Consider the following 14,770-nt stretch of genomic DNA (forward strand, 5'->3'; position numbering starts at 1 on the left):
TTTAAGAAGAAAGCACTATAGACGCCGCCAGTTAACTCCTTTTTCACGGATTTTTAAGTCGTTGGGCCAGCTCTGTGGCGAGTTTGGCGGTGAGTGCGTACACCGACAATTGTGGGTTGGCACCGATGCTGGTGGGGAACAAAGAGCCATCATGGATCGACAGATTGCGTAACTGATGATGGCGGCCAAGGCTGTCGGTGACCGCCATGTGCGGGTTCTCCCCCATGGCGCAGCCGCCCATCACATGGGCGCTGGCCAGGCGCGTTCGGTACAGTTCAAGGCTCAGGTTATTGATGTGCTCGCGGGTTTCGCCCTGGGTTTTGAGGTAGCGCGCATCGCTGTGCAACGGCATCACGGCGCTGGCCCCGGCGGCAAACTGGATCTCGGCCATGCTGTGGAACGCCCGCCTGAGCCCGTCCCAGCTATAGGGCGTGACGCTGTAATCGAGCACGGGGCTGCCGTCACTGCGTAATTCAACGTTGCCGCCGGGGCTGTCGGGGTGAAAACCGTCGCGCATCAGGGCCAGCATCATGTGGGTGTTGGGCAATTGCGCCATGTGTTCGGCGTTGGTTTCGCCGTAGCCGCCAAACAAGGTGGCGGCCAGCGCCGGGTGCAAGGGCGGGACTTCGAGCTTGTAACCCATGGGGCCGGTGGCGCCGTCTTGCCACTGAAAGTGGTCCGTGTAAATCGACTGCGGTGCGCCATAAAACGGATTGATCGCTGTCGGAAACTGCGCAGCCGAGAAGTTGACCAGGTGCAGAAACGTGCGCTTGCCCACTCGCCTGTACGGGTCGGGCGCCTCTGAGCGCAGCAGCAGGCCGGGGCTGTTGATACCGCCGCCGGCCAGCACGTAATGCCGCGCCTTGACCGTAATGGTGCAGCCTGTGGGCGCCACGCTGCGCCTGTCCATGGCCTGGCATTCCAGGCCGGTGATGTGATCGCCTGTGATCAACAAGCGCTGGGCGCGGGCCAGGTACAGCAGCTCGCCGCCGTTTTCGAGGGTCGCGGGGATGGTCGTCACCAGCATCGACTGCTTGGCATTGGTCGGGCAGCCCATGCCGCAATACCCCAGGTTCCAGCAGCCGCGCACATTGCGCGGGATTACATGCCAGTGGTAGCCGAGCTTTTCACAGCCGGTGCGGATCACCTCGTTGTTGGCGTTGGGCGGGACCAACCACGGGGCCACGCCGAGTCGTTGCTCCATCTGCGCAAACCAGGGCGCCATGGCCTCTTCACTGTGGCCGCTGACCGCGTGCTCGCGGGCCCAGTGCTCCAGCGTCGGCGCCGGGGTGCGAAAACTGGAGGTCCAGTTGACCAAGGTAGTCCCGCCCACCGCGCGGCCTTGCAGGATGCTGATGGCGCCGTCTTTGCTCATGCGCCCGACGCCCTCCTGATACAGGTTGGTGTAGGCCTCGCCTTCGAGCAGCTTGAAATCGCTGCTGGTCTTGAGCGGGCCTTCTTCGATCAGCAGCACTTTAAAGCCCGCGTTGCTGAGGATTTCTGCCGTCGTGCCACCCCCGGCGCCGCTGCCAATGATGGCGATGTCGGCTTCCAGCGTCAGGTCGTTGTCGAGGGTTGAGCCGTTATGGGTTTTCCATCCGCGGGCCAGGCCCTCGCGAAATAGATCGGGTACAGGCATAAGGACGTCTCATGAAAAATTATTATTGTGTGAGTCAAACCGTCGGCGGGCCGGGGTACCCGCAATGGGGCCACAACTCGGGCTTTTCGTAGCCGCTCATCATCACCAGTTGCAGCAGCGAGGCATGGCCCATGCGCAACAGACTCAAGCTGCTGTTTTGCCAGCGGTGCAGGAAGTAGCGGATTTGATCGGGGGTGGTTTTCTCCCAACTGCTCCAAAGCCCCGTGAGCGGGCCGCGAGTGACCGGCATGGCCAGCACGTCAAATAACTGCAAGGTCAGCTTGAGCAGCTCTGGCGAGAGGTGGGCCAGGTTGTTGTCCAACGTGTGCAAGGTGGCGTCTGTTGCCCCCGGCAGGGATGTGTGCGAAATGCTGCCCGCCAGCATCACCGGCACCAGCGCCTGCAAAAACACCAGGTCGGTACTGCGCAGCACCCTAAAACCCCGGGCGCTGAAAGTGGCCGAGCAGCCGCTGAGGCTGGCGCCCAGCCCGGCAGTGGCCAGAAAAGCCGAGGCACAAAGGCCGACTTTTAAAACACCACGGCGGGACAGGAGCGTCGGTTCATCCATAAATTCCGGCATGGCTTGGTCTCGCCGTTTGAGGCTATCGAATAAACAGCTTTTGAATCAGGCGCACCAGCGACCGGCCATACGGCGGGTAAATCGCCAGTGAACTGTTCCAGCGCTGTTTGCTCAACACCCCTTTGGCGTGGCTGAACGTCAGGAAACCTTCGTGGCCGTGGTAACGCCCCATGCCGCTGTGGCCGATGCCGCCGAACGGCAGGTCGTCGATGGCCACGTGCAGCAGCGTGTCGTTAATGCAGACGCCGCCCGAGTGAGTGTCTTGGAGGACGCGCTGTTGTTCGGCCTTGTTGTATCCGAAGTAATAGAGCGCGAGCGGGCGAGGTCTTGAGTTGATGTAGGCAAGCGCTTCATCGAGCGTGCTGTAGGCGACAACAGGCAGCAGCGGGCCGAAGATCTCGTCCTGCATGACCTGCATCTGGTCGTTCACATCCAGCAGCAACGCGTGGGGCATGCGCCGGCCCTGGCCTTGGGCATAGAGCGGCATCAGCCGGGCGCCTTTTTCGCAGGCGTCTGTTTGCAGGTGTTCAAGCCGCGCCAATTGGCGCTCGCTGATGATGGCGGTGTAGTCCGGGTTGTCGGCCAGCGTTGGATAAAAATCGAGTACGGCCTGGCGGTAAGCCTCGATAAACCCGTCGACCCGCTCGTGCGGCACCAGCACATAGTCGGGCGCGATACAGGTTTGCCCGGCGTTCAGGGTTTTGCCCCAGGCGATGCGCCGGGCGGCGTCTTTGAGCGGCACCCCAGCCGAAACGATCGCAGGGGATTTGCCGCCCAACTCCAGCGTCACCGGGGTCAGGTTATCGGCGGCGGCACGCATCACCTGCTTGCCGACATGGGTCGAGCCGGTGAACAGCAGGTGATCGAAGGCCAGTCCGGAAAACCCCATCGCCACTTCGGCGTCGCCCAACACCACGGCGACCATGTCTTCGGGGAAAATCCGCCCCAGCAGGTCTTTGAGCAAACGGCCGGTGGCGGGCGTGTACTCACTGAGTTTGAGCATCACTCGGTTGCCCGCCGCCAAGGCGCCGATCAAAGGCCCCATGGCCAAATACAGCGGGTAGTTCCACGGCACGATTACACCCACCACGCCCACGGGCTGATACACCACCTTGGCGCTGGCGGGCTGGAACATCACGCCCACGTGGCGCCGTGACGGTTTCATCCAGCGTTTTAGGTGTTTGAGGGTGTAGTCAATGCCCTGCAGGCTGGGCATCAACTCGGCAAACAAGGTTTCGTCGGTGCTGCGGTGGCTGAAGTCCTGGCTGATGGCGTCGATCAACACCTCACGCTCACGGCTCAGCAATACTCGCAGGCTCTTCAACCATTGCTGTCGCTGTGCTATTGGTGGGCAAGGGTGATCCGAGTAGGCCTTTCGTTGCAGACCGATAATATTATGGAGATCATCCATTGAGGTTGAGGAACTGTGTCGGTGGGCACTGTCGGTAGACATCGTTCGCTCCCTGCGGATGGTTGGGGTGCTCGTAAGCGCAAAGATGTTTTTAGAGCCTGCGCTCTATGTTGTCAATTGGGGGTCTGCCACTCGGGCTGTTTGAGCCACGGTGGTTAGGCTTTAAGATGTTTTTCGATATTCATCGAAGACCAATCCATGGCCGCACGATTAAAAACCAGCCAGCGCATCATCAATAACAGTCTGGAGTTGTTTAACCAACTGGGTGAACGCAATGTCAGTACCAACCACATTGCGGCTCACATGGAGATTTCGCCGGGTAATTTGTATTACCACTTCCCCAACAAGCAGGCGATCATCTCGGTGCTGTTTAGCGAGTACGAGGTGCTGGTGCTGGACTTTCTGCGCCCGCCCGAGGGTCGTTTGCCTGACGTCAGCGACAAACGCGACTACTTGAAGCACCTGCTCAATGCCATGTGGCGTTACCGCTTTTTGTACCGTGACATTGAACACCTGCTGCTCAGCGACTCTGAACTGGCCGTGCGTTACCGGTGCTTTTCCACGCAATGCTTGGCTCAGGGGCAAGCCATTTATTCGGGGTTTGTGCAGGCGGGCATTCTCGACATGACGCCCCAGCAAATCGAATCGCTGACGCTCAATGCCTGGATCATCCTGACGTCCTGGGTGGGTTTTTTGTGCACCACGCGTGAGAACGCCACCCACCTGTCCGAAGAGGCGCTGACCCGCGGAATCTACCAACTGCTGATACTGGAATCGGGCTATGTAACGCCGCCGTACCGTGCTGCGGTTGATGAACTGCTCAAGGAATATTACGTTCCATTGCAAAAGACATTGGTCGTACAGTAGCGCTGTTCCCATCCCCCTCAGGAGTTCGCCATGCCCGTTGCGCAACTGATCAGCCCTCAAGCCCTGAACGAACGTCAGGCGCACCCCGGCCTGGTCATTCTGGATTGCCGTTTTGCCCTGGAAGACCCGGACTACGGGCACAGCAGCTATGTCGAAGGCCATATTGCCGGTGCGCAATATGCCGACCTTGAGCGCCACCTCAGTGGCCCGGTGATCAAAGGCGTCACGGGGCGCCATCCGTTGCCAGAACCGTCGGTCTTGCTTGAGCAACTGCGGGCGTGGGGCATCAATCAGGACAGCGATGTGGTGCTGTATGACGACGGCCCCGGTGCGTTTGCGGCCCGTGCGTGGTGGTTGCTGGCGTGGCTGGGCAAGCGCGATGGCGTGTTTATTCTCGATGGCGGGTTGAAGGCCTGGCATGCGGCGGGTTTTAAACTGACCACGGACGAGCCCCATGTTGTGCCTGGCACCTTTGATGGTCAGCCGGATAGCCACTTGGTGTTGAGCGCTGAGCAATTGCAAGCGCGCTTGGGCCAGCCGGGGTTGACCTTGATCGACGCCCGCGCCAAGCCACGTTTTCGCGGTGAGGTTGAGCCGATTGACCCGATTGCCGGGCATATCCCTGGTGCGCAATGTGCGGCGTTTAATGAAAACCTCGACAGCAGCGGGCGCTTCTTGCCTGCCGAGCAACTTAAACAGCGATTTACCGAACAACTGGCGGGCCGCTCGCCGGATGAACTGGTGGCGTATTGCGGCTCGGGCGTGACGGCGTGTCACAACCTGTTTGCACTGGGACTGGCGGGCTACCCGCTGGGCAAGTTGTACGCGGGCTCATGGAGCGAATGGATCAACGACCCGGCGCGAGGTATCGCAACCGGGGATTGACCCGTAGGAGCGAGCTTGCCTCGCGATCTTTTGATCTTTAAAAGCTCGCGAGACAAGCTCGCTCCTACACGGTTTTGATGCAGCGATGCGGGCCGTAGACCGCCGCCAAACGTGCAGCCAACACTCCGTAGGAGCGAGCTTGCTCGCGATCTTTTGATCTTTAAAAGCTCGCGGGCAAGCTCGGTCCTACACGGTTTTGATGTAGCGATGCGGGCCGCAACACCACCGTCTACAGGCTTTGTGCGTGCTGGGCACTGGCCGCACGGTAGGCCGCCGGACCGACGCCATAGACTTTTTTGAACTGGCGGCTCAAATGGCTTTGGTCGGCAAAACCCAGTTGTGTAGCGACTTGCAGCGGTAAGCAGCCTTGTTGCAACAAGCCGCGGGCATGGGCGATGCGTTGTTGCATCAGCCAGGTGTGGGGCGGCATGCCGGTGGCGCGCTGGAACACGCGGGCAAAGTGGAACGGCGACAAGTTAACCGCTGCCGCCAGTTCTTCCAGCGAGGGCGGTTCGGCCAGCCGCGATTGCAGCAGCTCTTTGGCCTGGCGCACCGCCCGGTGTTCCACGCCCGGCTTGCCGGGCATCGGCAGGCGGGCATGGCGGTTGAGCAGGGCAAGCATCATTTGCCGCCAGAGCGTTTGCTGATGCAGCGCCGACTCCGGGCCTTCCAGCAAATGATGCAGTTGCTGCAACCCATGGAACAGCTCCGGGTCGTGCAGCAGGGTGTCGTTGAAGGTGGGCAGGTGGGTGCCGGGCAGGTTCAATTCTTCCAGCAGGCTTTGGATCTGTTCGTTGTCCGGGTAGAACGCACGGTAGCGCCAACCGGCATCATGGCCTTTGTGGCCGTTATGCACTTCGTCCGGGTTGATCAACACCAGTGTGCCGGTGCTAGCCAGGTGCTCTGCACCGCGATAGCGATAACGCTGGGCGCCGTCCATGATCATGCCAATCACAAAACCATCATGCACATGGGGCACAAAGCGGTGTTCGATGTAGCGCGCGGTGAGCAATTCGACGCCGTTCAACGGCGCCGTTTGCCAAAAGTGGATGGACTCACCTTGCTCCACATTCATTACGCAGACTCAGGCTTGAGGCTGGCCAACCACTGTGGAATGCGTCGTTCCAGGTAGTACCTGGGCGTTCTCGGCGACCCCTCAACGAAACCCACATGGCCGCCCTTGGTGTGCAGCTCAAGTTCGGTGCAGGCGGACAGTTCGCTGGCTTCGGGGATGCTGTGTTTGAACACAAACGGATCATCCTCGGACTGGATAATCAGCGTGGGCGTTTCAATCGCGCCCAGGAAGTAGCGGCTGGAGGCGCGGCGGTAATAGTCGTCGACGCTCTGATAACCGTTGAGCGGCGCGGTGACCCGGTCGTCGAACTCCCAAAAGGTGCGCAGTTTGCTCAGCGATTTGAGGGTGCCCAGCTTGGCCAGTGCGGCCAGCGCTTCGTGCTTGGCGTCCTGTTGAAACTGGCGCTGTTTGATTTTGACGTAGGCCACCATTTCACGCATGAAGTGCGCCTGGTACACCTTGGAGAAGCCCATGCCGATGCGGTCGGCGCACTGGTCGAGGCGAAACGGTACCGAAACCGCGACGCCACCTTGCAGGCCGCTGGCGCTGCCCGATTCGCCCAGGTATTTAAGCAGCACGTTGCCGCCCAGTGAGTAACCCACGGCATAGATCGGCGCCAGCGGGTAGCGCGCCCGCAAATGCGCAACGGTTGCGGCCAGGTCTTCACTGGCGCCGGAGTGGTAGCTGCGTGGCAGCAGGTTGGGCTCCCCCGAGCACCCGCGCCAATTCAGGGCCACGCTGGCCCAGCCCTGTTTTGCCAAGGCGCTCTGCTGGCCTGCAATGTAGTGCGAAGCCGAGGAGCCGGTCAGGCCATGCAGCACCAGCACCAGCGGTTCATGGGCTGACGGCGTGCCGTGCCAGTCCAGGTCGAGAAAGTCGCCATCTTCGAGCCACAGGCGCTCGCGTTGATGTTCAACAACAGGTTTGGTGCGCCACAGCGGCCCCCACAGCGTTTGCAAATGAGGGTTGCCGAGGCCAGAAGCTGGTGTGAACAGTTCCACGGGTAACGCAGGGGAAGCGAGGGCGCGCACTTAAGTTCTCAGTCGGTGACAGGTATCGGAAAGTGCTTAAGTTGCCACAACGCGGCCCGCGGCCCAAGCAGTGTGTGTTGTGCGGTGCTCATCCAATTGGTCGAATTGCACAGCGGCTGTCCGTTGTTCTCACTCATGCTGACCTCGGGCAGGGCTTGCTGGGCAACGCTGGGGCCGAGGGTGAGGGTGACCCAGGCATCGGCGTTCATGTGCCGGTTCATGGCGGCTTTTATCTGGCCGGCGGTCATTTTTTGGATCTCGGTTATTTTGTGAGTGAAGTCCAGGGTGTGATCGAAACGGTTGATGTCCTCCAGTTCATTCAGCAGGTTCCTGTTGGTCGCGATCAGTTGCGGCAGCGCCTGACGCAGGTATTTCTTGATGCTGTTCAACTGATCTTCTGTGGGGCCATCCGTGAGAAATTGCGCAAACAGCGTTTTTGCGTGAGCCATGGCTTGCTGGCTGTAGTAGGGCGGCGTGTTGAACTGGGTGACCCAAGTTGCTGTGCCTTTGGCATGTTCGATATCGGAGTCCACCCAGTAAGTGACGCTGTGTTTCTCACGTAATTGACTATTTAAAATGCCATTGAACATCACATTGGCTACCTGCAGGGCCAGTGCGTCCGGGTGCTGATTGGGCACAACATTGTGTGCCATGACCAGCAAGGTCTGGCTCGTGCTGTCTTCAATGTGCAGGGTTCTGCCAGCGTTGGCCTGAGTGACAAACCTTTGCGGCGCGGGCAGCGCCGGCCCTTGCGGCAGCGCGTCGGCCAAGGTTTGGCTGAGTAATTTGGCCTGCTCGGGCGTGAGGTCGCCGACGATCACCATTTGCGCGTTGGCTGCGGTATAGGCCCGCTGAAAAAAACTGCGAACCTGCGCAGCTTGTATGCGTTGAAGGCTGTCGTGGGTGCCGTTGACTGAGCGCGATAACGGCTGACCGGGGTACAGCTCTGCGCGAATGCTGGACAGCGCTCGTGCCTGCCCGAGGATGTCCTCAAGCGTGAGGTCTGCCTGCAAGGATCGCCTTATTCGAGACAAGTTCTGCTCGCTGAAAGAGCGTTGGGTCAGGGTTTCGGTAAACAGGCTCAGCACTGGGGCAAGCACCTCGGGTGCGCTCAGGCTTCTGAGGGTCAGGTAGCTTTGCTCGGCATTGATGCCGTGGGTTATCTGCGCGCCGTAACGGTTAAACCCGCGGGCGATCTCGTCGGCGGTTTTGCGCGCCGAATCGACGCTGAACAGGACCTGGGTCATGGCCGCCAGGCCCGGTGTTTCGCCATCGTAATAACTGCCCGCGGCAAAGCTGATTTTCAGGTCGACCATGGGCAAATGATGATTTTCCACAAACAGCACGCGGCTGCCTTGCTTGAGTGTCCATGACTGGATGCTGGGCGCGTGGGGCACGCCTGCGGGTTCTGTGAGTTCGCGCAGCGATTGCAACGCCAAGGTGGGGCCGGGGGTTTCTGATGCACGCACGTAACAGCCCGCCGCCAAAAAAATGCCCGACAGTGCGAACAGGCAGACGAGGGTGCCGCGTGCGATGCGGTGGGCATTATTCATGAGGTAACTCCTCCGGCAGCGCGTAGCCGGTGGTTAACCGGTCAGCGACCAGATAGGTCTGCGCTGTGCGTTGAATGTCTTGCGGGGTAATGGCGTTCAAGGCATCGAGCCGCGTCTGTTCGGTGCGCCAGGACAGCCCGGCCATTTCCAGCATGCCAATCTGCAGGGCGCGGTTTTCCGGCTCATCCTGCTCGAACACGCGCCGTGCCGTGATTTGAGTGCGTGCGCGTTCGAGGTCTTCAAGGCTTGGCGGGGCGGTTTTCAACGAGTCGATAATGGCCAGAATTCGCGTCTGGAGTGCCTTGAGCGTTTCAAACGAAGCGGCTGTTCCGAGGTCGGGCAGCGCGCTGATGTTGAACAATTCATCGCCGAGGCTGACCGCCTGGTAATGAACGGTGGCGGTGTCTGCCAGGCCCTCCTTACGCACCAATAACGACTCGAACAGCGAGCTGTTTGCGCCGCCCAGCATTTCGGAAATCAGCTCCAGTGCCGGTGCTGTTCGCGGGTCTGTTTGAGTGGCGAGGCTCGGCACATTGAAGGCCATGTACAGCACGGGTATCTGCTGGGGGATGTAGTGCGTGATGCTGCGCTCGCCGGGTATCGCCAGGTCGATGGGGGTTGAGCTGTAGGGCAGCGCCCGGCGGGCAATAGGGCCGAAATACCGCTCGGCCAGTTGTTTGACCTGCTGAGGGGGGATGTCGCCGACGATCACCAGCACCGCGTTGTTGGGGGCAAACCAACGTTGATACCAGCGCTTTACCTCTTCGGTTTGCAGTCGGTCCAGGTCATGCCGCCAGCCAATGACCGGGTTGCCTGCGGCGCTGGCCGGCAGGGCCAGCCGCCGGGGGACTTCGATGGCGCGCTTGATGGGATGAAGATCAGAGGCTTCGCTGCGCTCATTTTTGATGATTTCACGTTCGCCGCTCCAAACCGTCGCAGACAGGTGAGCCGTGTTCATTTGGTCCGCCAGCATTTCAAAGCTGACACCCAGCGCGTGCGGGGGCACGGTGTGGAAAAACAGCGTGGCGTCATTCAGGGTCATGGCATTTTGGCTGCCGCCTAGGTTTTGCAAAATATGGCCTGACTCGCCTGTGCAGAGCTTGCTGCTGCCATTGAACAGCATGTGCTCCACGGCATGGGACACGCCGGTTTGGCCCGGCTCTTCCTGATTCGAGCCGATGCGATACCACAAGTGGGTCAGCACCAGGCTGGCGTTGTGGTCTTCGTAAACAATGACTTTGAGCCCGTTATCGAGTGTGAACTCATGAATGGGCGGTGGGCTGCTGGCCGATGCCAGCAGGGGCTGGAGCATGACGCCGAGCAGCAGCCCGGCGATAAGTCTTTTCATGGTGGGTGTCCTGACGAGGGTTCGTCAGGACAGATTGCGGTAAACCCGGATGGCAGGTGCGTTACATAAGTACGCAACACGCTCAGGGCTGTACGGGAGGCAAGGGGCGTTGTTCGACCGTTGGGCCCAGGCTTGCGACCTTCCATTTATCGGCTCTGGAATAACGATTGATGGCGTCTTTGATGTCTTGTCGCGACAGCTTTTGGGCTTGGATGACCAGCGCGTCGAAATTACGCGGTAGGTCGTGGGCCCCCATAATCAACAACTGTTGAACCATTTGCGCATTGCTGGCGCTGGTCAGCGGCAGGTTGCCTGCCAGACGTCGTTTGACGGCGACCAGTTCCTGTTCGGTGGGGCCGTCGCGCAGCCATTGGGCAAACAACTCCTTGACCAGCGCCAGGGTGGCCTCCTGCTGATCGGGGGCGGTTTGCAGGCTGATGGTCCAGGGCCCGCCCGCTTGCCAGAGCGGCATAAAAGCCGAGGTAGCGTAGGTCAGCCCGCGCGTGTGACGCAGCTCATTGATCAGTCGATTGCTGCTTGAGCCGCCGAATATCAGGCTGGCCACTTGCAGCGCCACGTAATCCGGGTGATTCGCCGGTACACCCGGTTGCGCCAGCATGATGAATGCCTGGGGAGACGGGGCTTCGAGGTGTATATGGTCGGGAGGCAATGTCAGGTCCATGGACAACGCAAGAGGCGCCAGCGCCGGGCCTTGAGGCAGCGCTTGGCCAAGTGCGATGCTGAGTTCTGTTACATCATCATTTGAAATGTCCCCCACGATGACCAGCAATGCGTTGGCAGCGGTATAGGCTTTTTGATGAAAGCCCCGGACTTTCCCGGCGTCTATCAAGGCCAGGCTCTGGGCGTTACCTTCGACGGGGCGGGCATAAGGGTGATTGCCATACACCTGCGCATGCAGCGTCTGTTGCAGGCGCGCTGTCGGGTTTTGCTGCACCAGCCCGATGGCATTGAGCGCCGACGCTTTGGCCCGCTCGACGGCGTCCGGGGCAAAAGCGGGCTGTGTGATCAGCCGCGTGAACAGGTCAATCGCCGCCTTGCGCGTCTCGCCGTCACTCAGTGTGCGCAAGGTTAACCGTGCTTCGTCCTTGTCTACCGAAGCCGTCAGTTGTGCGCCCAGTTGATCAAATGTTTCGGCGATGGCCTTGGCGTCCATGCCTTCAACGCCCTGGTTCAAGAGCTTCAAGGTCAGGTTTGCCAGCCCAGGCGAAGCGTCGTCGCGGCTGCTGCCCGCTGAAAAACGCACGCTGATATCAACGATGGGCAGTGCGTGGGTCTCAATAAAAAGCACGCGGGTGCCTTCATGGGTCGCAAAGGCGCGAATGCTCAGCGGGCGAGCGGCAATTTGGCTGTCATCCAGGTTTTTTAAGGTCTGCAAGGCTGTTGCTGGGCCTTCTGTTGCCCGTGCTGGAACGCTCAGGCAAAGGCTCAGCAACAGGATGGTGATGAACGCCAATGGCATCCAAGGGTGGCGTGTCGAGGTGAAGGCATTAGTCATTTTTTTTCTCTGGCCTTGGCATGTAAGCGGCACTGAAGCGGTTTTCGGTGAGGTAGGTCGTGGCCAGTTGCTGGATGTCGGCAGGCGTCAGTGTTTGCAGGGCCTGTTCTTGTGCATCGAGGGTCGACCAAGGCAGCCCGATGCTTTCCAACTCACCTATTTCGCTGGCTTGCTTCTCGATCTGATCGTGGGCGTACAGGCGTTTGGTGATGATCCTGCGTTTGGCGCGCTCCAGCGTTTGCGCGCTGAGCGGGGCGGCTTTGAGCGCTTTGAGCTGCGCCCAGATCAAGGCTTCAACGGCCTCCGGTGACTCGGTGCGTGACGGACTGATTTCGGCCCAGATCCTGAGCAGGCCATCGCCCCGGTTCAGCAGGTCGTAATGGGAGTACGTCCCGGCCAGCAGGCCTTGTTGATGCATCAGGCTGGCTTTGATGAGTGAGCTGTCGCTACTGGCCAGCAGCTCGTTGAGCAACAGCAGGCCAAAGGCAGTTTGCGGGTCTTGTGCGGTGTTCAAACTGGGCACATTGAAGGCCATTACCAGCTTTGCATTGGGGCTGGGCAAGCGAAGGTGCAGCCCGCGCCGGCCCAGATGGGTCAGTTCAGTCGGGTGCTTGACCGTGGGCAAGGGGCGCGCAGCGACTGCGCCGAACTGTTGCGTGACCAGCGTTTTGGCCTGATCCAGCGTCATATCCCCCGCGATGACCAGCACGGCATTGTTGGGCACATACCAGTCTTGATACCACTGCGTGAGTGGTTGGTTGTTCAGCCGGTTGATGTCATGCATCCAGCCCAGCACAGGGTTTTTGTAGGTACTTGCCACATGACCAATGGTTTTGATCCGCTCATTGAGCAAACTCCACAGGTTGCTGTCGATCGTGGTGCGACGCTCTTTCTGGATGACCAGCCGTTCAGTGCTCAACTGGGCGTTGCTCCAGCGTGCACTGGCCATTTGGTCTGCAAGAATTTCGAGTGACACCGCAAGCCGGCTGGTGGCCTGCAACTGTGTGTAGACCGTTGCATCGGACCGCGTGGTGGCGTTGGCGCTGACGCCCAACGATTCAAGTACGGCTAAGGCTTCGCCTTGGGGCAGCTTGCTGCTGCCTTTGAACACCATATGTTCCAAGGCGTGGGACAAGCCGGTTTGTCCTTCCTGCTCATAACTGGCGCCGACTCTGTACCAAAGCTGCGAGGCCACCACGGGAGCGCGGTGGTCCTCGCGAACAATGACCTTAAGGCCGTTGTCGAGGGTAAACGTATGGGTAGCCGGTGCCGCGTGGGCGCAGGCGGTCGCTGGCAACCACAAGGTGATTAGCCAGCGAAACAAAAGAGGGGATTTCATCCGCAAGGATCCTTGAGTGTTCTGTGAATAAAGTCAGAACAGGTTGGATCAAGGCGGGTACTGCAAGGCGGTATATACGTAGCGCGCCTGGGTTAATCGGGTATCAGACGTCTCGCGGCAGGCTGTGTGCGACGCTCAGGCGCTCGGGGCTGAAGTACGTGTTGGCCACGCGCTGGATGTCATCTGCTGTGACGTTGTGGATCTGCCCGGCTTCGCTGTCGATCAGCGTCCATGGCAGGTCGATGGCGGCCAGGTTGCCCAGGATCGAGGCTTGTATTTCGAGGGTGTCTTGTTCTTCCAGGCTTTCAAGGGCCTGCTGTTGACCGTACTTCAAGGTCTCGGCATCCAGAGCATGGGTTTTGAGTGATTCCAGCAGTTGTTTGATTTCCAGCTCTACCTGTTGCACCGACAGCGAGGTGTCCACGCCCAGGGTAGCCGCCAGCAGGAAGAGGTCATCGTTGCGGCGATAGGCCGGAAGACGGCTGATCACGCTGGACAGCGTGTGCTTGTCTTCAGACAAACGCAGTGGCAGCCATGCCTGCGGGCCTTTGGTCAGCAGGGCGCTGATGACTTGCAGGGCGCGGATATCGCCGATGGCGCCCGGGGTTGCGAGGCTTGGCGTGTTAAAGGCCATTTGCAGCCGTGGCAGTGGCGTATCAAGACGCTGAACCAGCCTGCGTTCCTCGCCTGTAAACGAATGTGCGGGCTGCTCTGCCGTGGCAAAACCTTCGAAAGGTGTGAGATCGGCAAACAGGTGCTGGATCAGCGGCTGGACGTCATCGAGCGGTATATCGCCTGCAATGACCAGAATCGAGTTGTTCGGCGCGTAGCCTTCTTCATGCCAACTCAGCACGTCGGCCACCGTGATGCGTGCAAGGTCGTCGACATTACCGAATTTGTACACGGTGCGTGCCTGGGGGAAAATCAGCTCCTCGAATGACGGGGTAATCCAGTAATCTGAACTGAAGTACGGTTCGCCTTCTTCGAGCTTCTGGGTGTGCTTGATGCCTTTATCTAGGCGCTCTTGGGAGAGTGTTTGAGGCTCCATTCGGGCGGCGAGCAATTGCAGCACGGTGGCAAGCTCGGCACTGGGTGCTTCGAGGCTGTAGGCACTGAGGTGGTAATCGATCCAGCCGTTGGCCACGGCACCGATTGTTCGCTCAAGGTTTTTGTCCTTGAAGGTCGCGCCACCGGCCAGGTACGCCAGCCCGCGCTGGTTTGCGTGTTCATGGTCGGTGCCCGCCTTGTGGAACAGCGAGGCGCAGATGCCTGGCGTACGGTGGTCCTGGCGCAAGATCACCTGCAGGCCGTTATCCAGTGTGTAGGCGTGAGTGGGTTTTTCAGCAGTAATGGTCATGTTTCACATTCCGTTGTTTTTGAACACGCCAGCCGATGTGCGGAGGCACACGGGGCGAATGATCAGTGAGAACGGACAGAATGCGATGGCGCAGAGCGCGGGGTGCGGTACATAGATAGAGCAAGGGTGTGTGCAATCGTTGCCGTAATACGCGGCAACGATTGCACAG

General features: G+C 59.8%; 12 protein-coding genes. 2 read left to right on the plus strand and 10 right to left on the minus strand.

What is annotated here, in order from left to right; all coding sequences use genetic code 11:
* Positions 1–43: 43 nt before the first annotated feature.
* From GHO32_RS16565 to GHO32_RS16575, 3 genes are read right to left on the minus strand one after another with little or no spacing between them, the layout of a single operon-like run.
* The gene (locus GHO32_RS16565; protein ID WP_153335325.1) at positions 44–1,639 is read right to left on the minus strand and encodes a GMC family oxidoreductase; all 1,596 of its coding nucleotides are present in this window, start codon (positions 1,637–1,639) and stop codon (positions 44–46) included.
* A gap of 34 nt (positions 1,640–1,673) precedes the next feature.
* Positions 1,674–2,219, minus strand: a complete 546-nt coding sequence (locus GHO32_RS16570) for a twin-arginine translocation pathway signal protein (protein ID WP_123750788.1) — start codon at positions 2,217–2,219, stop codon at positions 1,674–1,676.
* Between the two features lie 22 nt (positions 2,220–2,241).
* A complete protein-coding gene (locus tag GHO32_RS16575; protein ID WP_153335324.1) occupies positions 2,242–3,672 on the minus strand; it encodes a coniferyl aldehyde dehydrogenase in 1,431 nt (476 codons plus the stop codon).
* 156 nt (positions 3,673–3,828) lie between these two features.
* Here GHO32_RS16575 and GHO32_RS16580 point away from each other — a divergent pair, with 156 nt between their 5' ends.
* Together GHO32_RS16580 and GHO32_RS16585 are read left to right on the plus strand one after the other, a co-directional pair.
* Positions 3,829–4,497 carry a TetR/AcrR family transcriptional regulator gene (locus tag GHO32_RS16580; protein WP_153335323.1) on the plus strand — a complete coding sequence of 223 codons (669 nt, stop codon included), beginning with the start codon at positions 3,829–3,831 and terminating at the stop codon, positions 4,495–4,497.
* A gap of 30 nt (positions 4,498–4,527) precedes the next feature.
* Positions 4,528–5,382, plus strand: a complete 855-nt coding sequence (locus GHO32_RS16585; protein WP_153335322.1) for a sulfurtransferase — start codon at positions 4,528–4,530, stop codon at positions 5,380–5,382.
* Positions 5,383–5,611: 229 nt separating this feature from the next.
* On the opposite strand, the gene GHO32_RS16590 is transcribed toward GHO32_RS16585, so the two are convergent.
* From GHO32_RS16590 to GHO32_RS16620, 7 genes are all read right to left on the minus strand, one after another.
* Entirely contained in the window at positions 5,612–6,457 is an 846-nt protein-coding gene (locus GHO32_RS16590; RefSeq protein WP_153335321.1) for an AraC family transcriptional regulator, read from the minus strand.
* On the minus strand, positions 6,457–7,452 hold the full coding sequence (locus tag GHO32_RS16595; protein WP_153335332.1) for a hydrolase: 996 nt from the start codon (positions 7,450–7,452) through the stop codon (positions 6,457–6,459). The genes GHO32_RS16590 and GHO32_RS16595 overlap by 1 nt, the downstream gene beginning before the upstream one ends.
* A gap of 44 nt (positions 7,453–7,496) precedes the next feature.
* A complete protein-coding gene (locus GHO32_RS16600; RefSeq protein WP_153335320.1) occupies positions 7,497–9,041 on the minus strand; it encodes a pitrilysin family protein in 1,545 nt (514 codons plus the stop codon).
* Entirely contained in the window at positions 9,034–10,389 is a 1,356-nt protein-coding gene (locus tag GHO32_RS16605) for a pitrilysin family protein (RefSeq protein WP_153335319.1), read from the minus strand. The genes GHO32_RS16600 and GHO32_RS16605 overlap by 8 nt, the downstream gene beginning before the upstream one ends.
* A gap of 82 nt (positions 10,390–10,471) precedes the next feature.
* Positions 10,472–11,905 carry a pitrilysin family protein gene (locus tag GHO32_RS16610; protein ID WP_153335318.1) on the minus strand — a complete coding sequence of 478 codons (1,434 nt, stop codon included), beginning with the start codon at positions 11,903–11,905 and terminating at the stop codon, positions 10,472–10,474.
* Complete coding sequence (locus GHO32_RS16615) at positions 11,898–13,244, minus strand: pitrilysin family protein (protein WP_153335317.1); 1,347 nt, start codon at positions 13,242–13,244, stop codon at positions 11,898–11,900. Before GHO32_RS16615 ends, GHO32_RS16610 begins: the two co-directional genes overlap by 8 nt.
* Positions 13,245–13,347: 103 nt before the next feature.
* Positions 13,348–14,601, minus strand: coding sequence for a pitrilysin family protein (locus GHO32_RS16620; RefSeq protein WP_153335316.1), 1,254 nt, complete (start codon positions 14,599–14,601; stop codon positions 13,348–13,350).
* Positions 14,602–14,770 lie beyond the last annotated feature (169 nt).

This window comes from Pseudomonas sp. FSL R10-2189 (genome assembly GCF_009600325.1).
In the GTDB taxonomy this organism is placed as follows: domain Bacteria; phylum Pseudomonadota; class Gammaproteobacteria; order Pseudomonadales; family Pseudomonadaceae; genus Aquipseudomonas; species Aquipseudomonas helleri.